The organism is Pseudomonas sp. HS-18 (assembly GCF_020401845.1).
GTDB lineage: Bacteria > Pseudomonadota > Gammaproteobacteria > Pseudomonadales > Pseudomonadaceae > Pseudomonas > Pseudomonas nitroreducens.
Genome location: NZ_CP084413.1, coordinates 897,393 through 918,745, shown reverse-complemented (window position 1 = coordinate 918,745; position 21,353 = coordinate 897,393). Strand labels below are relative to the sequence as shown.

The following is a 21,353-nucleotide window of genomic DNA, read 5'->3' as shown; positions in this document are numbered from 1 at the left end:
CCGATGCCACGCCACCTACTTCCCCTGAGCCTCGTCCTGTTCCTCGCTGCCTGCGGCGAGGGCGAACCACTGACGCCACCGGACGCCCGCCTGCCCGACGGCGCGCGCTACCGCGGCGAGCTGGTGAACGGTCAACTGCAGGGGCCGGGGCGGCTCGATTACAGCAACGGCGCCTGGTACGAGGGCGGCTTCGACAAGGGCCTGCAGAGCGGCCAGGGCAAATGGAACGACGGCAACGGTACAAGCTACGAAGGTGAGTTCCGCAACGGAATATTCGAAGGGCGCGGCCGCCTGCAATATGCCGACGGCAGCGTCTACGAAGGCCAGTTCAAGCGCGGCGAGTTCGACGGCGAAGGCCGCCTTGCGCAGGGCGGCACTACCTACAGCGGCGGTTTCCGCAAGGGTCGCTACGAAGGCCTGGGCAGCCTCGAACAGCCCGACGGCACCCGCCACCAGGGTGCCTTCGCCAAGGGCGAGGCCAACGGCGAAGGCGCCCGTCGGGACAGCCTGGGCAACCAGTACAGCGGCACCTTCAGGAACGGCGTGCTGGAGGGCAAGGGCATCTTCCGCGACGACGCGGGCGACCAGTACAGCGGCGAGTTCCGCAACGACCAGTTCGAGGGGACCGGGCGCTTCCAGAATGCCGACGGCGATGTCTGGTTCGGCCGCTTCAAGGCTGGCGCGATGAGCGGGCCGGGCGAGTTCATCGGCACCGACGGCAGCCGCTACCAGGGCGAGTTCCGCTTCTGGCGCTTCGACGGCAAGGGCACGCTGACGCGCTCCGATGGCCAGGTCTACAGCGGCGGCTTCGCCCGCGGCGAATACTCGGGCGAAGGCACCCTCACCCGCAGCGACGGCAGTCTGCAGAAAGGCGTCTGGAATGCTGGGCAACTGCGCCAGGATGCCACCGGCAAGCGGCTGCCCAATCCACTGGAAGTCGGCTTGCTGGAACAGGGCGCGTTGCTGGAGAAGGAACTGGCCGCCATCCCGCCATCCACTCCGGCGATCGAACTCTATGGCGTCAGCCTCGGCGGCGACGGCAAGCAGAGCGTGTTCCTGCGCGAGGCCGACTACGTCGCCAACCTGCTCGGCGAACGCTTCGGCGCGCGCGGCGTGGTACGTCTGGTGAACCATCGCGACCACCTTGCCGACCGCCCCATGGCCACCCGAGAAACCCTGGCCCGCACCCTGCGCACCATCGCCGAACGCAGCGGCCCGGAAGACCTGGTGTTCATCTACCTGACCAGCCATGGCTCCCATGACCACCAGCTGGTGCTGGACATGCCGGGGCTCAAGCTCGACGACCTGCCGGCCAGCGAACTGGCCAGCCTGCTCGCCCCGCTCAAGGACCGCGACAAGGTGCTGGTGATTTCCGCCTGCTACAGCGGTGGCTTCATCCCCGCGCTCAAGGACGACAAGACCCTGATCATGACCGCCGCACGCAGCGACCGGGTGTCCTTCGGCTGCTCCGAGGAGGCCGACTTCACCTACTTCGGCGATGCGCTCTTTGCCAAGGCCCTCCGGCAGACCGACGACCTCAAGCAAGCCTTCACGCTGGCCAGCGCTACCGTGGCCAAGCGCGAGAAGGAGGAAGAGTTCGAACCATCGGAGCCGCAACTCTGGGCGCCGAAGGCGGTCATTACTCGCTGGCAGGCCCTGCGCGCGCAGCAGTCGCACGGAGAGCTGGCGCTCGGCAATACCGATGCGCAGGCAAAACGACAGGGTGGCAACTAAGCTGGAAAGTGTGTCAGAGGGGAAACACAGATGTACTCGAAACCGACGAATATCCTGCTAGCGGGCGCCACCGGCCTGACCGGTGAACATCTGCTCGACCGCATGCTCAACGAGCCCACGGTCAAGCGCGTCATCGCTCCGGCCCGAAGGAAGCTGGCGGAGCACCCACGCCTGGAAAACCCCATCGGCCCGCTGGCCGAGCTCATCCCGCACCTGGTCCAGCCGGTGGACACGGTGTTCTGCTGCCTGGGCACCACGCTCAAGGAAGCCGGCTCCGAGGAGGCCTTCCGCAGTGTCGACTTCGACCTGCCGCTGGCCCTAGGCGAGCGTGGCCTGGCACTCGGCGCGCGGCACTATATCGTGGTCAGCGCACTGGGCGCGGACAGCAAGTCGTCGATCTTCTACAGCCGGGTCAAGGGCGAGTTGGAGGATGCCCTGCGCCAGCAAGGCTGGCCGCAGCTGACCATCGCACGGCCATCGCTGCTACTGGGTCAGCGTGAGGAAATCCGCCTCGCCGAACTGCTCGCCGCGCCCTTCTCGCGCATCCTGCCGGGCAAGCTGCACGGCATCGAAGCCATCGCCCTGGCCCGCGCGCTCTGGCGCCTGGCGCTGGAAACCGGCAAGGGTAGCCGCGTCGTCGAATCGGACGAGTTGCGCAAGCTGGGCAAGTGACCTTCCTGGCCGGTAGGGCAATGGTCTTCTTCTGGAAAAACGATGCCCAGGCCTTCCCCTCACCCCAACCCTCTCCCAATGGGAGAGGGAGCAGTCCTCCGCGACAAGTAACGGCCACAGTTCTCCTGATGTTTCAGGGAGCGATGCGCTGCCCGGACAGCACCGATCAGTCCCCTCTCCCTTTGGGAGAGGGTTAGGGTGAGGGCCGGCCACCGCACCAAACCCCGTTCGCGAGCAAGCTCGCTCCTACAGGATCGGGCTCAGTTCCCGCCCCATACCTGCAGGCCAACCCCCAGTTCCGCGGCGATCGACAGAGGCAGCAGCAAGGTGTCGAGCAGCGCGCTGCCGGGCAGGTCGAGGCCGGGATAGGCCGGCGCGTCGGTGCCGAAATGATCCTTCGGGCAGCAGCCGCCATTCAGCGAATACCAGTCCAGCCGGGTGCCGGCGTAGATCAGCGGATCGCCGGGGCGGCTGTCGTTGAGGGTCTTCACTGTGGCGCAACCGCCCAGTTGCAGCAGCAGCAGGGCGGCGAGGAGCTTATTCGTCACTGACAAGATGGTGTTCGCCCCAGCGCGGCAGCATGTCCTGGGGGATGCCCAGTTGATTGAGGATGCGCGCGACGACGAAGTCGATCAGGTCGTCCACCGTCTGCGGCTGGTGATAGAAGCCCGGAGCGGCCGGCAGGATCACCGCGCCCATATTGGACAGCTTGAGCATGTTCTCCAGGTGGATGCTGGAGAACGGTGCCTCACGCGGCACCAGGATCAGCTGGCGGCGCTCCTTCAGTGCCACGTCGGCGGCGCGTTCGATCAGGTTGTTGCAGGCGCCGGTGGCGATGGCCGAGAGCGTCCCCGTCGAGCAGGGCACCACCACCATCGCGCTGGGCGCGCCGGAGCCGGAAGCCACCGGGGCCATCCAGTCTTCCTTGCCGTAGACGCGAATCTGCCCCGGCGCGGCGCCGGTGTACTCGCTGAGAAAGGCCTGTATCGCCTGCGGCTTGCTCGGCAGGGTCACGTCGGTCTCGGTGGCCACCACCAGTTGCGCGGCCTTGGAGATGAGGAAGTGCACCTCGCGGTCTTCCTGCACCAGGCAGTCGAGCAGGCGCAGGCCGTACTGGGCACCGGAGGCACCGGTCATGGCAAGAGTGACGCGTTCGGCTCCCCCCATGCTCAGCCCTCCAGCGCCTGGGCCAGCTTGCCGTGCAGGCCGCCGAAACCGCCGTTGCTCATGACCACCACCTGGGTGCCCGGCGTGGCGATGGCCTTCACGCCCTCGATGATGGCCTCCAGCGAATCGCACACTTGGGTGGGCACGGTGGAGCCGGCGACGGTGCCGGCCAGGTCCCAGCCGAGGTTCGGCGGGGCGTACCAGAACACGTTGTCGGCCTGCACCACGGACTCCGGCAGGCCGTCGCGGTGGGCGCCGAGCTTCATGGAATTGGAGCGCGGCTCGACCACGGCAATGACCTTGGCATCACCGACGCGCTTGCGCAGGCCATCGAGGGTGGTGGCGATGGCAGTCGGGTGGTGGGCGAAGTCGTCGTAGATAGTCACGCCGTTGACCTCGGCGACCTTCTCCATGCGCCGCTTGACGCTCTTGAAGGCCGACAGCGCAGCACAGCCCAGCTCCGGCACCACACCGACATGACGGGCCGCCGCGAGGCAGGCCAGCGCGTTGGCGACGTTGTGCTGGCCGGTCAGTTCCCAGTCCACGGTGCCCTGGGGTTTGCCGTCGAACAGGACTTCGAAGTGCGAGCCGTCTTCGCTGAGCAGGCGCGCCTGCCACTGGCCGCCTTCGCCGGTGGTCTGCACCGGCGTCCAGCAACCCATGTCGATCACCCGCTTGAGCGCGGTTTCGGAGGTGGGGTGGATGACCAGGCCTTCACCGGGAATGGTCCGCACCAGGTGGTGGAACTGCCGCTCGATGGCGGCGAGGTCGGGGAAGATGTCCGCGTGGTCGAATTCCAGGTTGTTCAGGATCGCCGTGCGCGGGTGGTAGTGGACGAACTTCGAGCGCTTGTCGAAGAAGGCGCTGTCGTACTCGTCGGCCTCGACCACGAAGAACGGCGTGCCGCCCAGGCGCGCGGAGACGCCGAAGTTCTGCGGCACACCGCCGATCAGGAAGCCCGGGCTCATGCCCGCATGTTCCAGCACCCAGGCCAGCATGCTGCTGGTGGTGGTCTTGCCGTGAGTGCCGGCGGCGGCCAGGACCCAGCGGCCCTGCAGCACGTGGTCGGCCAGCCACTGCGGGCCGGAGACGTAGGGCAGGCCCTTGTTCAGCACGTATTCTACGGCGGGGTTGCCGCGCGACAGCGCGTTGCCGACCACCACCAGGTCCGGAGCCGGCTCCAGGTGCGCGGGGTCGTAGCCCTGCATCAGCTCGATGCCCTGGGCTTGCAGCTGGGTGCTCATGGGCGGGTAGACGTTGGCGTCGGAACCGGTCACGCGGTGGCCCAGCTCCTTGGCCAGGACGGCCAGCGAGCCCATGAAGGTGCCGCAGATGCCGAGGATGTGGATATGCATGCAGACTCCTGCAATCAAGCCTTTCCAGGCGCTTCGAATGGGCGGCAGAGTAGCACAGCGCGCCCCCGCGCGGCCCGCCGCCGGGGCATCAGACGACGAGGTGGGGAGGCGGTTCCCGGTGAGCAGCGAAAGCCGTCACAGGCGAGGACCGCAGGATGGGTGGAGCGAAGCGATACCCATGCTGTTTCGGCCGCGCTGCCTTGATGGGTATCGCTGCGCTTCACGCCATCCTACGAAAGAGTTCTCCGGTTCAGGCCGTGGCGATTGAGCTTGCGGTACAGCGTGTTACGGCTGATGCCCAGCTGCTGCGCGGCGCGGCTGACGTGCCAGCGCTGCGCTTCCAGCACTGCCAGCAGTGCGTCGCGCTCGGCGGCGCCGAGGGTGTCGCCGCCCTCCTCGCTCACCGGTACCGCAACAAGAACGGGAGCCGAAGTACGTCGCAGGTCCGCCGGCAAGTCGGTCATATGGATGCGTCCGCCCTCGCACAGCGCACAGAGCGTGCGCAGCACGTTGCGCAGCTGGCGCACGTTGCCCGGCCAGGGGAAATCGAGCAGGTGTCGGCGCACGTCGTCGTCCAGTCGCACCGAGCGGCCCTTGCTCTCCTCGGCCAGCAGGTGATCGAGCAACGCACCACGGTCTTCGCGCTCGCGCAGCGGCGGCAATGCGACGACCAAACCATTGAGGCGATAGTAGAGGTCTTCACGGAACTGCCCGGCGGCCACCAGCGCTTCCAGGTCACGGTGGCTGGCGCTGATCAGGCGGATGTCGACGTCCTGTGGCTCGCCGCCGATGGGCACTACCTGGCGCTCCTCCAGCACGCGCAGCAGGCGCGTCTGCAACGCCAGCGGCATGTCACCGATCTCGTCGAGGAACAGCGTGCCGCCGTCGGCCTGCTGCAACTTGCCGCGCATGCCTTCCTTGCGCGCGCCGGTGAAGCTGCCGCCGCGGTAGCCGAACAGCTCGCTCTCGATCAGGGTCTCGGGGATCGCCGCGCAGTTCAGCGCGACGAAAGCCTTGCCGGCACGTTCGCCACCCAGGTGCACGGCGCGGGCGAAAGCTTCCTTGCCGGTGCCGGTCTCGCCCTGCAGTAACAGCGGCACGTCGTGGGCGTAGACCTTCAGCGCCCGGCGGAAATCATGGGCCAGTTGCGGATCGTCGATGCACAGCCCTTTCGCCAGCGGCGCACGCGGCAGCACCGGCGCGGCGGCGATGGGGCGCCGGCCGCGCAGCAGCGCATAGAGAGTGCGCCCGGCGTGGGTGCGCAACGGCCAACTGGCATTGGGCTGCGGGTCGGCGCGGCTGAACAGGTCGTCCAGCCGGCAATCGAAGAACTGTTCCAGCGAGCGGCCGATCAGGCTGTCCCGGCGGCTGCCGAGCAGGTTGATCGCGCTCTGGTTCGCCGCGCGGATTCGCCCGTCAGCGCCGAAAGCCAGCAGGCCTTCGCTGAACAGGCCGAGGCCGTCCGGCTGCAGGTGGAAGCGCAGCAGCCACTGGTCCTCGAAATGCCGCAGGAAGTAGCAGCTCTCGATGGCCTTGGCCGACAGGTTGACCAGCGCCATGGTGTGGAACTGGCTCTGCCGCGACACGTCGCGGCGCGCGGAGGAAACGTCGAGAACCGCCAGCAGCTCGCCCTGCGGGTCGAACACCGGGCTGGCCGAGCAGGTCAGCCCGGTGTGGCGGCTGCGGAAATGTTCGTCCTGGTGAATGGTCAGCGCCTGACGCTCTACCAGGCAGGTCCCGATACCGTTGGTGCCCTCGCGCGCTTCGCTCCAGTCGGCGCCGAGCCACAGCCCGGCCTGCTCGAACGTGCGGCGCTCGGCGGCTTCGCTCACGCAATTGAGAATGACGCCACGGGAATCGGTGAGCAGCACCGCATGGCCGGCGCCGGAGAGCTGCTGGTGCAGGCTGTTCATCTCGCCGCTGGCGATTTCCAGCACCTGGCGATGGTGCTCGCGGACTTCGAGCATGCGCGCATGTTCCAGCACCGTCGGCGCCATGGGTTGCGCCGGGTCGAGGTGGTACTGCTCCAGGCAGCGCATCCAGGAGCGGGCGATGGACGGGTCCGCACCGGGCGCTCCGGCGCGGGCCTTGCCCTCGGCCACGGTCATGACCTGGCGGGCGTGGCGGCTCAAATCGTTGGCGCGCATTCTTGTTGTTCTCCGCTTGGGGGACGGGGAGGCAGCCCCGGATTCCAGCGACTGTTTGTCAGACAATTCGGCGGAACGCAGAACAGCATCCCCCACGCGTCAAACCAATGCAACGCCTGTCCGACCGTCAGGTCACGACTGTCACGAATACGGGACAAAGTGTCACCCAGCCGTGTGCCAGGGGCGTTACAGGGCGATTTCCGGCGCCCGGCTCTATTCGCCGCAACCCAAGCGGCGCGGGGCTTTCACTGGCATGGCCCGGCCCTTGCTCTACGCTTGATCAACGTCCTCCCCAACAAGCACAAGACCCAGGAGATCCGACCATGCGTTATGCCCATCCCGGTAGCGAAGGCGCCATCGTTTCGTTCAAGGCGCGCTACGGCAACTACATCGGCGGCGAATTCGTCCCGCCGGTGAAGGGTCAGTACTTCACCAACACCTCGCCGGTGAATGGCCAGCCCATCGCCGAATTCCCCCGCTCCACCGCCGAGGATATCGACAAGGCGCTGGACGCCGCCCATGCCGCCGCCGACGCCTGGGGCCGCACCTCGGTGCAGGACCGCTCGCTGGTGCTGCTGAAGATCGCCGACCGCATCGAACAGAACCTGGAACTGCTGGCTGTCACCGAGACCTGGGACAACGGCAAGCCGGTCCGCGAAACCCTCAACGCCGACATCCCGCTGGCCGCCGACCACTTCCGCTACTTCGCCGGTTGCATCCGTGCGCAGGAAGGCAGCGCCGCCGAGATCAACGACACCACCGTGGCCTACCACATCCACGAACCGCTGGGCGTGGTCGGGCAGATCATCCCGTGGAACTTCCCGCTGCTGATGGCCGCCTGGAAGCTCGCCCCGGCCCTGGCTGCCGGCAACTGCATCGTGCTCAAGCCGGCCGAGCAGACCCCGCTGGGCATCTGCGTGCTGATGGAGCTGATCGGCGACCTGCTGCCCAAGGGCGTGCTCAACGTCGTCCAGGGCTTCGGCAAGGAGGCCGGTGAAGCGCTGGCCACCAGCAAGCGCATCGCCAAGATCGCCTTCACCGGCTCGACCCCGGTGGGCTCGCACATCCTCAAGTGCGCCGCCGAGAACATCATTCCGTCCACCGTGGAGCTGGGCGGCAAGAGCCCGAACATCTACTTCGAAGACATCATGCAGGCCGAGCCGACCTTCATCGAGAAGGCTGCCGAGGGCCTGGTGCTGGCCTTCTTCAACCAGGGCGAGGTGTGCACCTGCCCGTCCCGCGCGCTGGTGCAGGAGTCCATCTACCCGCAGTTCATGGACGTGGTGATGAAGAAGGTGAAGGCCATCAAGCGCGGCGACCCGCTGGACACCGACACCATGGTCGGCGCCCAGGCCTCGCAGCAGCAGTACGAGAAGATCCTCTCCTACCTCGACATCGCCCAGCAGGAAGGCGCGCAGATCCTCACTGGCGGCAAGGTCGAGAAGCTCGAAGGCAGTCTCTCCACCGGCTATTACATCCAGCCGACGCTGCTCAAGGGCAGCAACCAGATGCGCGTGTTCCAGGAGGAAATCTTCGGGCCGGTGGTAGGCGTCACCACCTTCAAGGACGAGGCCGAAGCGCTGGCGATTGCCAACGACACCGAGTACGGCCTGGGCGCCGGCGTGTGGACCCGCGACATCAACCGCGCGTACCGCATGGGCCGTGGCATCAAGGCTGGCCGTGTGTGGACCAACTGCTACCACCTGTACCCGGCGCACGCCGCCTTCGGTGGCTACAAGAAATCCGGCGTGGGCCGCGAGACCCACAAGATGATGCTCGACCACTATCAGCAGACCAAGAACCTGCTGGTCAGCTACGACATCAACCCGCTGGGCTTCTTCTGATTGCGCGCTGCTGATTGACCCCGCCCGGCTCGCCGGGCGGTCTCCCCCGAATCGATCTTTGCGCGGCTTTCGAGCCGCGCTTTTTTATTCCTGAGGGAAATCTGTGGCTGATCATCGCAGACGGTGCCCGCTCCAGAGCAGGATGCTGAACCTGCAAGAACAACGATCTCCTTCTGGTTAGTCCGAGTGAACACCTCCCCCTCACCCCAACCCTCTCCCTCAGGGAGAGGGGGCAGCTCGAGTCGACTGACGCTATGGTTTCATCCTGCTCCGAACGGTCCCCTCTCCCCCTGGGAGAGGGTAATCCCGAGCGCAGATTTCACCTCTAGAGCGGGGAATATCAGCCCACATCACTCCGCCACTGCCGAGGACTCACGCCGAACCAGCGGCGAAAGGCGCGGGAGAAGGCACTGGTCTCGGAATAACCCAGCAACGGCGCCAACTCGGAAATCGGTCGCTGCGGCTGACGAAGGTAATGCAGTGCCAATTCGCGGCGGGTGTTTTCCACCAGTTGGCTGAAGCTCAGCCCAGCCTCGCGCAGGCGGCGCTGCAGGCCGGCGCTGGTGAGTTCCAGTTGCTCGGCGATCAGTTCCAGCGAAGGCTCGCCATCGGCCAGCGCCAGGCGAATCTGCGTGCCGGCGTCCTCGACCAGGTTGGGCGCGCCACTTTGTTCGCCCAGACGACGAATCACGTCCTGCACCAGGAACAACAAGTTGGCATCGCGCTCGGGCATCTGCTGGCCGTAAAGATCGCGCTTGGGAATCAGCATCGAGTTGCAGCCGCGCTGGAACAGCACCGGCGCGTCGAACACCCGGCCATGTTCCTGCCAGCCTTCGGGCCGTGCATGCTCGAAGCTCACCGCGCGGGGCGCCCACTCGGGGCCGAGCGCATGGCGCATCAGGTTCAGCGCCATGCCCAGGGTCAGCTCGGCGTCCTGGCGGCGGTCGAGAATCGCGCCGTGGCGGACCTGGTAGTCGAAGCGGTAGCACTCGCCGCAATCCACCAGGCGGATCAGCGTGTCGTGCTGGTGATAGGGAAAAGCGGCGGCGAAGTTCTTCAGCGCGTCTTCCAGCGTCTCGGAACACAGCCCGACGTAGCCCAGCAGGCCCAGTTCGCGCGGGCGGAACTGCTCGCCGTAGCGCAGCCCGAAGTTGTCACAGCCCGACTGTCGCGCGGCTTCTTCCAGCACCTGGCAATAGTTGGTCAGCGCCAGGCTCAGGGTGGGATGCAGCAGGCGTTCCGGGTCAATGCCGGCGCGGCCGAAGACGCGGTCGATATCACCGCCCTGGTCGCCGATGAAGCGGCCCAGGCCGCTGGCGGCGGCGGACAGCACGCCGATATTGCTGGCCAGGGGCAGGCTAAGGCCGGACGGAGAAAACAGAGGCTGGCTCATGTCGGTTACCGATCTTGTTTTGAGACGCGCAAGGCACATGTCTCCCGGAAAGTAGGGAACGAATAAACAAAGCAATTCCCGTGCCTCGCCATGCATTACCGATCAGCCGGACACGGCGCCACGCCTGGCCTGCAGCTGCCACCGCAGAGGGCAGATGCGAGGAATTGGGCACCAGAAACGGGCACCGGGCGCCGTGTGGGGCAATGGGTAACAGCCAGTTGACCCTGCGCGGCGAAAGCCGATTCCAGCGGTCAAGTCTTGCGCGGCAGTGCGCCACTACCATCGAGGCTCAGGTATCCGTCCACGCCCCTGCGGCCCGCCATCTGCGGCCTACCCCTTGCGGAGAGAGGAACAACAATGAGCGCATCACAACTCAAACCAACGCTGGGCACCCTGCACCTCTGGGGGCTCGCCGTGGGCCTGGTGATCTCCGGCGAATACTTCGGCTGGAGCTACGGCTGGGCCGCCGCCGGCACCCTGGGCTTCCTCGTCACCACGCTGATGGTCGCGGTGATGTACACCTGCTTCATCTTCAGCTACACCGAGCTGACCACCGCCATCCCCCACGCTGGCGGGCCGTTCGCCTACAGCCTGCGGGCGTTCGGCAAGACTGGCGGAATGATCGCCGGCATCGCCACCCTGATCGAATTCGTCTTCGCTCCGCCGGCCATCGCCATGGCCATCGGTGCCTACCTCAACGTGCAGTTCCCCGGCCTCGATCCGAAGTGGGCGGCGACCGGCGCCTACGTGATCTTCATGACCCTGAACATCCTCGGCGTGAGCATCGCCGCCACCTTCGAACTGGTGGTGACAGTGCTGGCAGTGGCCGAGCTGCTGGTGTTCATGGGCGTGGTGGCGCCGGGCTTCAGCTTCAGCAACTTCGTGCTCAACGGCTGGGCCGGCTCGGACGTGTTCGGCGCCCCGGCCATGGCCGGCATCTTCGCGGCGATTCCCTTCGCGATCTGGTTCTTCCTCGCCATCGAGGGTGCGGCCATGGCTGCCGAAGAGGCGAAAGACCCGAAACGCACCATCCCGCGCGCCTACATCGCCGGCATCCTGACCCTGGTGACGCTGGCCATCGGCGTGATGATCTTCGCCGGCGGCGTGGGCGACTGGCGCGCGCTGTCGAACATCAACGACCCGCTGCCGCAGGCGATGAAGGCCGTGGTCGGCAACAACTCCACCTGGATGCACATGCTGGTGTGGATCGGCCTGTTCGGCCTGGTGGCGAGCTTCCACGGCATCATCCTCGGTTACTCGCGGCAGTTCTTCGCCCTGGCTCGCGCGGGCTTCCTGCCACGTAGTCTGGCCAAACTCTCGCGCTTCCAGACCCCGCACCGCGCCATCCTCGCTGGCGGCGTCGTGGGTATCGCAGCGATCTTCAGCGACAGCCTGATCAGCCTGCAGGGCATGACCCTGACCGCGGCGATGATCACCATGAGCGTGTTCGGCGCCATCGTCATGTACATCATGAGCATGTTCAGCCTGTTCAAGCTGCGCCGCAGCGAGCCGGACCTGGAGCGCAGCTTCCGCGCGCCGGGCTACCCGGTGGTCCCGGCCATCGCCCTGGTGCTGGCGCTGGTCTGCCTGGCCGCGATGCTATGGTTCAATAGCGTCATCGCCTCAGTGTTCCTGGTGCTGATGATCGGCGGCTGCTCCTGCTGCAGCATCGTCATCAGCCTCAACCGCGGCACCGAAGCATCCTTCGCCAGCCAGGGCTGAGAGAGGTCAGCATGTCCGGATTCGCCCACAGCATCGGTGGCCAGACCTGGCGCTTCGACAGCCTGCGCGAGGTGATGGCCAAGGCCAGCCCGGCGCGCTCCGGCGACCGCCTCGCCGGGGTCGCCGCCGGCAGCGACGCCGAGCGCGTGGCCGCGCAGATGGCGCTGGCCGATATCCCGCTCAAGCACTTCCTCGACGAGGCGCTGATCCCCTACGAGAGCGACGAAGTCACCCGGCTGATCATCGACAGCCATGATCGCGAAGCCTTCGCGCCGGTCAGCCACCTCACGGTGGGCGGCCTGCGCGACTGGCTGCTCGGCGATGCCGCCGACGAAACCAGCCTGCGCGCCCTGGCGCCGGGGCTGACGCCGGAAATGGCAGCCGCGGTATCGAAGATCATGCGCGTGCAGGATCTGGTGCTGGTGGCGCAAAAAATCCGCGTGGTCACCCGTTTCCGCAACACCATGGGGCTGCGCGGGCGCATGTCGACGCGGCTGCAACCCAACCACCCCACGGATGACCCGGCGGGCATCGCCGCCAGCGTGCTCGACGGCCTGCTCTACGGCAATGGCGATGCCATGCTCGGCATCAACCCGGCCACCGACAGCCTGCAGTCGATCTGCACGCTGCTGGAGATGCTCGACGCGATCATCCAGCGCTACGAGATTCCCACCCAGTCCTGCGTGCTCACCCACGTCACCAGTTCCATCGAGGCGATCAACCGTGGCGCGCCGCTGGACCTGGTGTTCCAGTCCATCGCCGGTACCGAAGCGGCCAACGCCAGCTTCGGCGTGAGCCTGTCGATCCTCCAGGAAGGCTACGAGGCCGGGCTGTCGCAGAAGCGCGGCACCCTGGGCGACAACCTGATGTACTTCGAGACCGGCCAGGGCAGCGCGCTGTCGGCCAACGCCCACCACGGCGTCGACCAGCAGACCTGCGAGACCCGCGCCTACGCGGTGGCGCGGCACTTCAAGCCGTTCCTGGTGAACACCGTGGTCGGCTTCATCGGCCCGGAATACCTGTACAACGGCAAGCAGATCATCCGCGCCGGGTTGGAGGATCACTTCTGCGCCAAGCTGCTCGGCGTGCCCATGGGTTGCGACATCTGCTACACCAACCACGCCGAGGCCGACCAGGACGACATGGATATGCTCCTGACCCTGCTGGGCGTGGCCGGCATCAACTTCATCATGGGCATCCCCGGCTCCGACGACGTGATGCTCAACTACCAGACCACCTCCTTCCACGACGCACTCTACGCGCGCCAGACGCTGGGCCTGCGGCCGGCGCCGGAGTTCGAGGCGTGGCTTGCGCGCATGGAAATCCTCCGCCAGCAGGACGGCCGCGTGCACATGGCCAGCCAGCTTCCCGGCGCCTTCCGCCATGCGCTCGCGCAACTGTCCTGAGGACATCGCTTGAGGAGTCTTCGATGAGCGACAGCTTCACCCCCAATCCCTGGCAGGAGCTGCGCCGGCTGACCTCCGCGCGCATCGCCCTGGGCCGCGCCGGCACCAGCCTGCCGACCAGTGCGCAGCTGGATTTCCAGTTCGCCCATGCCCAGGCGCGCGACGCCGTGCACCTGCCGTTCGACCGCGACGGGCTCGCCGCGCAACTGTCTGAACGCGGTCGCGAGACGTTGCTGCTGCACAGCGCCGCCGCCGACCGCGACACCTATCTGCAACGCCCCGATCTCGGCCGCCGCCTGAACGAAGATTCGGCAGCGATCCTGCGCCGCCATGCCGAGCGCCATCCACAAGGCTACGACCTCGCCGTGGTGATCGCCGACGGGCTTTCCTCGCTGGCCGTGCAGCGCCACAGCCTGCCCTTCCTCGAACGCATGGAAGAACAGGCGCGCAACGAAGGCTGGAGCCTGTCGCCGGTCGCCCTGGTGCAACAGGGCCGGGTCGCCGTCGCCGATGAAGTGGCCGAGTTGCTGCGGGCGAAGATGGTGGTGATCCTGATCGGCGAGCGCCCCGGCCTGTCATCACCGGACAGCCTCGGCCTGTACTTCACCTGGGCGCCGAAGGTCGGCCTGAACGACGCCTACCGCAACTGCATCTCCAACGTGCGCCTGGAGGGTTTGAGCTACGGCCTGGCCACGCACCGCCTGCTCTACCTGATGCGCGAGGCGTGCCGCCGGCAGCTGTCGGGAGTGAACCTGAAGGACGAGGCGCAGCTACCCGCGCTGGAAGGAGACGACGGGCCGTCACGGGGTAATTTCCTGCTCGGTGGCTGAGCAGGAAGGCCCTGCCGTGAACGCGACCACATGCCGCGCAGGTGATCGCCGTCTTTAAGAATCGTCTTAAATCGCCCCTCCCGCTCATCGCGATAAAAACCTCGCCATCAAGGACCGTGCACTGGCACGGAAGGCTGCGCCGCCCGGCGCACCCCAGTCGATGGCGAGAACATGGATTCACCCCCTAGCGCTACCTTCACCCGGCTTGCGAGCCAACGCGGCATCACCCTGGTCGAGACCCTGGTGACCATCGCGATCCTGGCGATCCTGCTGGGTATCGCAGTGCCCTCCTTCGACCTGCTGATCAACCGCAACCGCGCCCAGAGCGGCGGCAAGCAACTGATCGGCCTGCTGCAATATGCCCGCGCGCAGGCGCAGATCAGCCACCAGGAAATCAGTGTCACACCGCAGGCATCCGGTGACTGGGCTTCGATGCTAGTGGTGTCCCAGCGGCGTGGCGGCGACCTGGCTGGCAGCCAGGCCATCGAACTGCGCCGCACCCAGCTGGACGACTCGGCCAAGGTGCAGGTCCAGACCAGCACCAGCGCCGCAAGGGTAGTCTTCGACGGCAACGGTATCGCCGAATCCGGCCTCGACTACCCGCTGGTCTTCACCCTCGTGTCCGGCAGCTACAGCAGCCAGGTCTGCCTGCAACGCAGCGGAGCGGCATGGGTATGCGAATGAGGCCGATGCCCAGCGAGCGGGGCTTCTACCTGATCGAGGTCATGGTCGCGGTGATGCTCACCAGCGTTGGGCTGCTGGGCATGCTGGCCCTGCAGGCGCGCAGCATCAGCTACGCACACGACAGCCAGCAGCGGCAGAACGCGATCCTTCTGGCGGCCGATCTCGCCCGCAGCATGCAGGCCAACCGCGAGGGGCTGGTCCGTGAGGGCAAGCTCAGGGACGATGCGGCATTCCTGGTGGCCAAGGGCAGCGCGTTCCCCAGCCTGGGCAGCGGTGCGTCCTGCGTCACCAGCGGGCTCGGCGCGAGCGACAGGATCCGTCGCGAGCTGGCCTGCTGGACGGCGCAGGTGCAGCGCCGACTCGTCACCGACGACGAACTGCTCAAGGACTCCACCTTCATCTGCGCCACCCGCGACGGTAAATCCTGCGCCAGCGGTTCGAAACAGCCCCTGCTGCTGATCCAGCTGGCCTGGCACAGCCGCAACTGCCGCAACGGCAGCCCGACCGTTGCCGAGGACGCCGACTCCGCCTGCCTGAGCGCGGACGCTGACGGTGGCGTCGAGCGCTATCGACTGAGTTTCCAACCATGAACGCCAGCACACAGAAAGGCCTGTCACTGATCGAGCTCATGGTCGCGCTGGCGCTCGGCACCCTGGTGCTGTTCACCGTGCTGCAGATCTACCTGTCGGGCAGCGACCACGCTGCCTTCAACAATGCCCAGCAACAGAACCAAAGCCGCGCGCGCTTCCTCCTCGACCTGCTGCAGAACGAGGCCGGGCATGCCGGTTACGTCGCCTGGCAACGCCATGCCGTGGCCCAGGACGCCACGCAATTCGACTTCATCCTCGACCGCGACGGCCCCTTCCCTTCGCTGACCGACAGCCGTACCGGCTGCAGCTTTGGCGCTGGCAAGGTCAGTTCCGTCGACGCCAACGGCAAGGGCCTGTGTCTGCGCTACCAGCGTTCGCAGCGGGTCGACGCACAGTTCCAGCAGGACTGCAGTGGCGGCGCCCTCTACAGCGATACCGACAGCGGCACGCCGCTGGTACTGGTAAGCCACCTGTACTTCTCGAACGGCGAGCTGCGCTGCAAGACCAACAACAGCGCTTCCGCCGGCGAGGCGGTGCTCGCCACGGGCATCCACGACCTGCGTTTCCTCGCCGCCTCGGTCAACCAGGTCCGCGTCGGCCTGGTGCTGACTTCGACCCGCCCGCTGCTGCCGGAGAACTGCACCTATCCCGACCCGCTCGGCGACCAGCAGAAGGACACCGGTACGCGCGGGCTGTGCGGCGCCTTCGCGCAGACGCTCTACCTGAGGAACCAGCCATGACCCGGCAACGCGGCCAGACCCTGCTGATCGCCCTGATCCTGCTGCTCGGCTTGAGCATCCTGACCCTGGGCAATCTGCGCAACGGCCTGCTACTGGACAACAGCCTCGCCGACGCCCGCGACTATCAGGCGGCGCTGGGCGGCGCCACCTCGGCCATCAACGAGGCGCTGTACCGCAGTCGACATAGCCCGAGCATGGCGGTGGGCACCGTCGACGACTGCATCGATACCGCGCAGGACCAGCAGCAGGTGCTGCTCTGCGACCGTCTCTGGCTGAACCCTTCCGACCCGGCCAGCAGCGCCCTCATCACGAAAGCGCGCACCTACCGCGGCAACGACCTCGCCAGTCCGGGCGAGCTGGACGAACTCAGCCGCGCGCCACGCTGGTATGTGGCCGCCCAGTGCGAAAGCCGCTCCTCCAGCGCCATGGCCGACTGCCTGGCCGGCAGCGGCACCCTGCTGCTGCAGGTGAACGCCCTTGCCACCGGCATCACCGACCAGGCCCAGGTACGCCTGCAGGAGTACGCCCGTGTGCAACGCTGAAACCCTCCTGCGTGGCGCACTGCTGGGAGCCGCTGTGCTCGCCGGCGGCAACGCTGCGGCCGCCACGCCGAGCCAGGCGCCGCTGTTCCTGGTCGAGGGCGTCTCGCCGAACCTGATCGTCACCCTCGACGACTCCGGCAGCATGACCAGCGCCTACACGCCCGACGGCATGAGTTCCTACACCATCGCCAACCGCTCCGCGTCGTACAACCCGATGTACTACAACCCGGCGATCACCTACGAAGCGCCGTGGAAGGTCACCTTCAGCGGTGGGCGCCTCATCAGCGAGCGCTACACCACCCAGTTCGACAAGGCGTACTACGACGGCTTCCTCACCCTCCAGACCGGGACGTTGGACCTGAACAGGTACACCGGCAACGGCTACGGGCAGAACTCGATCCAGACTGTCAACACCACCGACAGCTACAAGCAATACGCCCACTACTACCAGTTCGACGCCGCCTGTCCGCATGCCCGCAACGTTGCCACCAATGCGCTCAGCGCCGTACAGAACTGCGCAACCGACTACTCGTACACCAATGCAAACGCCTGCACCAAGAGCTGCTTCGCGCCTCGCTGGGTCACGACGGCAGAGGAAAAACAGAACTACGCCAACTGGTTTTCCTTCTACCGTACTCGCCAGCTCGCGACGCGCACCGCCGCCAACCTGGCATTGTTCGAGCTGCCCGATCATATCCGCGTGACCTGGCAGGGGCTGAACAGCTGCTACAACACCAACTTCAACCTGTCCTCCACAACCTGCGGCAACCAGACCCTGGCGGCCTTCGCCGACCAGCACAAGGCTGACTTCTTCACCTTCACCAGCCGCCTGGTCGCCAGTGGCGGTACCCCGCTGGGCGCCGCGCAGAACCGGGTCAACAGCTACCTCTCCAGCACGTCCGCGTACAACCCCTATGCTCGCGCGCCGGGCGCCACGCGCGACGTGAAGACCGAGTACGCCTGCCGCCCCACCTACCACCTGCTGATGACCGATGGCTTCGGTGACGGCTCCGGTGGCAACAATGCCGACGGCACCACGCGCACCCTGCCCGACGGAAAGGCCTTCGCCGCCAGCGCGCCTTTCTACGACAAGTGGTCCAATACCCTGGCCGACAACATCTTCCTCGGTTGGGCGACCGATGCGCGCGCCGATCTGGAGAACAAGGTCCCGCCGCGCTACCGCGACGGCAACGACTACTGGAATCCGAAGAACGATCCGGCCACCTGGCAGCACGTCACCACCTACACCGTGGGATTGGGCCTCGGCCCGACACTGAAGTACCTGCAGTGGGGAGGTGACACCTACTCGGGTTCCTACCCGCAACTGCTCGACGGCAGCAAGAGCTGGCCCAACCCCAGCGGCAGCACGGTGCTGGACGGCATGACGGTAACCGCCAACGAAGGCAAGGTGGCGGCGCTCTGGCATGGTGCGCTGAACGCCCGTGGCGAGTTCTTCAGCGCCGACTCCACCAGCGAACTGGTACAGGCCTTCCAGGCCATCGTCAGCAGCATTTCCACCAACCAGCTGGCGGTCGCCGCGGCAGGCGCCAGCTCGACCTCGCTGAGCACCGACACCTACCTCTACCGCGCCAGCTACCAGCCCAACGACTGGAGCGGCGACATCCTGCAATACCGCCTCGATGCCGACGGCAACGCCCAGGCCAATACCGCGCTGTCCTTCCGCAACCAGCTCGACCAGCGCTCGCCTGGGAGCCGCAACCTCTACTTCAACTCACGCCCCGACCGTCCAAGTGGGAGCCTCCAGGCCTTCGCCTGGGACAACCTCGCGACCTCACAGCAGGACCTGCTCGACAAGGCGCCCGGCACCCAGACTCGCGACCATCTCGGCCAGCGTCGCCTTGCCTGGCTGCGTGGCGACCGCAGTGACGAAGACGCCACGTTCCGTGCGCGCAACCATCTGCTCGGCGACATCATCTACTCCTCGCCGGTCGTAGTCGGTGCCCCCTCCAGCGTCACCTACTACCTGGAGAAAGCCGCCCGCACCACGGGCTACGAAACCTTCCGCCAGGACCACGCGGACCGCGAACGGCGCATTTACGTCGGTGCCAACGACGGCATGCTGCATGCCTTCGACGAAACGGGCCGAGAACGCTGGGCCTTCATCCCTGCCGCCGTGGTCGACAAGCTCAACTACCTGCCGGCGAAAAACTACGCGGGGCGCTCGGAGGAGGAGAACACCAACAACCTGCACCGCTTCTTCGTCGACGGCACTGCCGTCACCCAGGATGTCTATTTCGACGGTGCCTGGCGCACTGTCCTGGTGATGGCGCCGGGACGCGGCGGGCGCGGGCTGTTCGCCCTGGACATCACCGATCCGGACTCGCCCGCGCTGCTCTGGGAGCACACCGCCCGCGCAACCAGCCGCGACGGCAAGACCATCGACTTCGGCTACCTGCTGGAGCGCCCGGTCATCACCTCCTTCGATGGCGAGCCCTACATCCTCACTGGCAATGGCTACGACGCGGGCAAGGGCTATTCGCTGTCGATCCGCCTGGCCGACGGCCGGATCGATGCCGCCAGCCACGCCACCGGCGGCGACGGTGACGTCGCCAGCACGGTCGCCTGGACCCAGGCCGCCAGCCCCGGGGAACTCGCCCAGCGCTATTACGGCAGCCTTCAGGGCAACCTGTATCGCCAAGGCGGCATCGATGCCAAGGCAAGCCTGCTGGCCAGCCTCGCCAGCGCACGGGGCCAGGCCGTGAGCGCGGCACCGGAAGTCACCCAGCATCCGCGCGGCGGGCAACTGGTGCTGGCCGGCACGGGCAAGTACTTCGAAGGCAGCGACAAGGAAGGCCCGGCCACCGCGCAATCGCTCTATGGGTTCTGGGACCAGACCGACTACCTCGCCCACGTCGATGGCGCCGGCGATCCCGCCACCCTGACCAGACTGGACGACCTGCAGAAGCAGACGCTCACCGAGGAAACCGTCAGCCACAGCGGCGGCAGCACCCTGGTCCGGCAACTGAGCAGCGCCAGCGTGAGCTGGGACAGCAGCGGCAAGCGTGGCGTCGGCATCCGAGGCTGGTACTTCGATCTGGCCGACAGCGAGATGATCCTCGACCAGCCCTTCATGCTCGGCGACGTTCTTTTCGTCACCGTCAGCAAGCCCAACGCCGACCCCTGCAGTGCCGGGATCACCTACTGGCTGCTCGCCGTCAACCCGAAGACCGGAGGGGCGCTGAACTTCAACGTCTTCGACCTGGCAGGAGACGGCTCCTTCAGTGAACGCGCCAGCGGCATCCAGATCGAAGGCCCGGTGACACGCATCGGCGGCAACCTCTATACCCCCGACGGCAGCCGCCTGCCCGTGCAGCCCTTCGACCCGGTCAACCAGGGCCGCTTCAACTGGCAGATCCTGAATTTCAACCTGCCCACGGGGTACCCCTGATGTCCATCCGTATGCCCGCGAGCCAGGTGCAAGGCTTCACGCTGATCGAGCTGATGGTAGTGGTCTGCATCCTCGCGCTGCTGGCCGGCATCGCCATCCCCAGCTATCGCCAGTACGTCCTGCGCGCCAATCGCAGCGAGGCCCAGACACTGCTGCGCGACGCCGCGGCGCAGCAGGAGCGCTACCTGGCGCAATACAGCAAGTACACCGATGCCGCGACCCGGCTGGCCTTCGGTTACCCGCTGGTCGATGGCAAACGCCTGTCGCCGCACCAGCTTTATGAACTGCAGGCCGAGTTCATCGGCGGCAACACCCGCAGCTACCGCCTGACCGCCCTGCGCCGGGGCGCCCAGGCCGGCGACAGCGAATGCGGCGACTTCACCCTCGACCACCAGGGCCAGCGCGGCACCAGCGCCGGCAGCGTGGATAGCTGCTGGCGCTGATCAAACGCTCGCTTGGATTGCGCTTTCCACAAATTCTGGTGCAGCATCGGACCAATGGCTATTCGCTGGCATAGCCCCTGCATTGCCATACCAGCCCACCCACCTCCCGCCGAGGCCCGCTTATGCGCATCGTGCAAGCCACGCTCGACCACCTCGATCTGCTCGCTCCGTTGTTCGTCAAATATCGCGAGTTCTACGGGATGCTCCCCTACCCCGAGTCCTCGCGGAAATTCCTCGAGAAGCGCCTGCGCCGCAAGGAGTCGGTGATCTACCTGGCCCTGCCGGACGACGACGACAACAAGCTGCTGGGCTTCTGCCAGCTCTACCCGAGCTTCTCCTCGCTCTCGCTCAAGCGCGTGTGGATCCTCAACGACATCTACGTCGCCGAAGAAGCCCGCCGCCAACTGGTCGCCGACCACCTGCTGCAGACCGCCCGACAGATGGCCCGCGAGACCCAGGCCGTGCGCATGCGCGTGTCCACCAGCGTCAACAACGAAGTGGCGCAGAAGGTCTACGAGTCCATCGGCTTCCGCGAGGACAGCGAGTTCAAGAACTACATCCTGCCGATCAGCGACGACCTCAACTGAGGCACGCAACGGCCCGCTGGCGGCGGCGGGCCGGGCACACTAAAGTGCCATCATCGGAATTGCCGCGGCCTCCGCATGAAGGGATCCC

Annotated in this window: 18 protein-coding genes; 13 read left to right on the top strand and 5 right to left on the bottom strand. The window is 66.6% G+C overall.

Annotation, left to right across the window (positions count from 1 at the left end):
* Positions 1–3 precede the first annotated feature (3 nt).
* Positions 4–1,734 carry a C13 family peptidase gene (locus LDJ84_RS04390; protein ID WP_226045955.1) on the top strand — a complete coding sequence of 577 codons (1,731 nt, stop codon included), beginning with the start codon at positions 4–6 and terminating at the stop codon, positions 1,732–1,734.
* A 30-nt stretch (positions 1,735–1,764) separates the two neighbouring features.
* Positions 1,765–2,406, top strand: coding sequence for an oxidoreductase (locus LDJ84_RS04385; protein ID WP_024764689.1), 642 nt, complete (start codon positions 1,765–1,767; stop codon positions 2,404–2,406).
* Between the two features lie 260 nt (positions 2,407–2,666).
* Here the strand turns inward: LDJ84_RS04385 and LDJ84_RS04380 are convergent, their stop codons facing one another.
* From LDJ84_RS04380 to LDJ84_RS04365, 4 genes are all read right to left on the bottom strand, one after another.
* A complete protein-coding gene (locus tag LDJ84_RS04380; RefSeq protein ID WP_024764688.1) occupies positions 2,667–2,954 on the bottom strand; it encodes a YceK/YidQ family lipoprotein in 288 nt (95 codons plus the stop codon).
* Complete coding sequence (gene ubiX / locus LDJ84_RS04375; protein ID WP_024764687.1) at positions 2,944–3,573, bottom strand: flavin prenyltransferase UbiX; 630 nt, start codon at positions 3,571–3,573, stop codon at positions 2,944–2,946. Before ubiX ends, LDJ84_RS04380 begins: the two co-directional genes overlap by 11 nt.
* Before the next feature lie 2 nt (positions 3,574–3,575).
* The gene (mpl, locus tag LDJ84_RS04370) at positions 3,576–4,928 is read right to left on the bottom strand and encodes a UDP-N-acetylmuramate:L-alanyl-gamma-D-glutamyl-meso-diaminopimelate ligase (RefSeq protein WP_226045954.1); all 1,353 of its coding nucleotides are present in this window, start codon (positions 4,926–4,928) and stop codon (positions 3,576–3,578) included.
* Positions 4,929–5,158: 230 nt separating this feature from the next.
* Positions 5,159–7,075, bottom strand: a complete 1,917-nt coding sequence (locus LDJ84_RS04365) for a sigma-54-dependent Fis family transcriptional regulator (RefSeq protein ID WP_226045953.1) — start codon at positions 7,073–7,075, stop codon at positions 5,159–5,161.
* A 323-nt stretch (positions 7,076–7,398) separates the two neighbouring features.
* Here LDJ84_RS04365 and LDJ84_RS04360 point away from each other — a divergent pair, with 323 nt between their 5' ends.
* A complete protein-coding gene (locus tag LDJ84_RS04360) occupies positions 7,399–8,919 on the top strand; it encodes an aldehyde dehydrogenase family protein (protein ID WP_226045952.1) in 1,521 nt (506 codons plus the stop codon).
* Between the two features lie 340 nt (positions 8,920–9,259).
* Here the strand turns inward: LDJ84_RS04360 and LDJ84_RS04355 are convergent, their stop codons facing one another.
* Entirely contained in the window at positions 9,260–10,312 is a 1,053-nt protein-coding gene (locus LDJ84_RS04355; protein WP_084358111.1) for an AraC family transcriptional regulator, read from the bottom strand.
* 357 nt (positions 10,313–10,669) lie between these two features.
* On the opposite strand from LDJ84_RS04355, the gene eat reads away from it, so the two are divergent.
* The 10 genes from eat (at position 10,670) to LDJ84_RS04300 (ending at position 21,265) form a co-directional block, all read left to right on the top strand.
* Positions 10,670–12,034 carry an ethanolamine permease gene (gene eat / locus LDJ84_RS04350; protein WP_084358109.1) on the top strand — a complete coding sequence of 455 codons (1,365 nt, stop codon included), beginning with the start codon at positions 10,670–10,672 and terminating at the stop codon, positions 12,032–12,034.
* An 11-nt stretch (positions 12,035–12,045) separates the two neighbouring features.
* On the top strand, positions 12,046–13,440 hold the full coding sequence (locus LDJ84_RS04345) for an ethanolamine ammonia-lyase subunit EutB (protein WP_169888607.1): 1,395 nt from the start codon (positions 12,046–12,048) through the stop codon (positions 13,438–13,440).
* A gap of 23 nt (positions 13,441–13,463) precedes the next feature.
* Positions 13,464–14,270: an ethanolamine ammonia-lyase subunit EutC gene (eutC, locus tag LDJ84_RS04340; RefSeq protein WP_038803598.1), complete on the top strand. Its 807-nt coding sequence runs from the start codon at positions 13,464–13,466 to the stop codon at positions 14,268–14,270.
* Positions 14,271–14,441: 171 nt separating this feature from the next.
* Positions 14,442–14,954 (top strand): GspH/FimT family pseudopilin, encoded by a 513-nt coding sequence (locus tag LDJ84_RS04335; protein ID WP_196912659.1) that lies wholly within the window; start codon positions 14,442–14,444, stop codon positions 14,952–14,954.
* On the top strand, positions 14,951–15,544 hold the full coding sequence (gene pilV, locus LDJ84_RS04330) for a type IV pilus modification protein PilV (RefSeq protein ID WP_160297874.1): 594 nt from the start codon (positions 14,951–14,953) through the stop codon (positions 15,542–15,544). The genes LDJ84_RS04335 and pilV overlap by 4 nt, the downstream gene beginning before the upstream one ends.
* Positions 15,541–16,284, top strand: coding sequence for a PilW family protein (locus LDJ84_RS04325; protein WP_065086593.1), 744 nt, complete (start codon positions 15,541–15,543; stop codon positions 16,282–16,284). Before pilV ends, LDJ84_RS04325 begins: the two co-directional genes overlap by 4 nt.
* Entirely contained in the window at positions 16,281–16,826 is a 546-nt protein-coding gene (locus LDJ84_RS04320) for a hypothetical protein (RefSeq protein ID WP_024764677.1), read from the top strand. Before LDJ84_RS04325 ends, LDJ84_RS04320 begins: the two co-directional genes overlap by 4 nt.
* Positions 16,813–20,235, top strand: a complete 3,423-nt coding sequence (locus LDJ84_RS04315; protein WP_226045951.1) for a pilus assembly protein — start codon at positions 16,813–16,815, stop codon at positions 20,233–20,235. The genes LDJ84_RS04320 and LDJ84_RS04315 overlap by 14 nt, the downstream gene beginning before the upstream one ends.
* Positions 20,235–20,678, top strand: a complete 444-nt coding sequence (locus tag LDJ84_RS04305; RefSeq protein ID WP_304362958.1) for a type IV pilin protein — start codon at positions 20,235–20,237, stop codon at positions 20,676–20,678. The genes LDJ84_RS04315 and LDJ84_RS04305 overlap by 1 nt, the downstream gene beginning before the upstream one ends.
* 122 nt (positions 20,679–20,800) lie before the next feature.
* Positions 20,801–21,265, top strand: a complete 465-nt coding sequence (locus LDJ84_RS04300; protein ID WP_024764674.1) for a GNAT family N-acetyltransferase — start codon at positions 20,801–20,803, stop codon at positions 21,263–21,265.
* Positions 21,266–21,353: the final 88 nt, after the last annotated feature.